This window comes from Shewanella sp. CAL98-MNA-CIBAN-0140 (assembly GCF_040309905.1).
Lineage (GTDB): Bacteria > Pseudomonadota > Gammaproteobacteria > Enterobacterales > Shewanellaceae > Shewanella > Shewanella psychromarinicola.
The window spans coordinates 1-237 of record NZ_JBEOPI010000292.1 but is presented as its reverse complement, the minus strand read 5'-3'; the positions used below and the strand labels follow the sequence as shown (position 1 = coordinate 237).

General features: G+C 73.8%; 1 protein-coding gene. It reads right to left on the bottom strand.

From position 1 onward, the window contains the following. Positions 1-28: 28 nt before the first annotated feature. On the bottom strand, positions 29-202 hold the full coding sequence (locus AAEY93_RS21120; RefSeq protein WP_351079717.1) for a hypothetical protein: 174 nt from the start codon (positions 200-202) through the stop codon (positions 29-31). Positions 203-237: the final 35 nt, after the last annotated feature.

Sequence of the window (237 nt, the reverse complement as noted above, 5' to 3'; positions counted from 1 at the left end):
CAAACAAAGACCACACCTTCACCTCCCATCAACCACCACACACCCCCCCCCCCACCCCCACCCACCCCACCCCCCCCACCCACCCCCCCCCCCCCCCGCCCGCCCCCGCCCCCCCCACCCCCCCCCCACCCCCCCCCCCCCCCCCGCGCCCCCCCCCCCCCGCATCGGCGCGACCACCCCGCCAACCCGCATGACCGAACACCCCTTACTTACCGTTAAAAAAATCCTGCCTCAAAC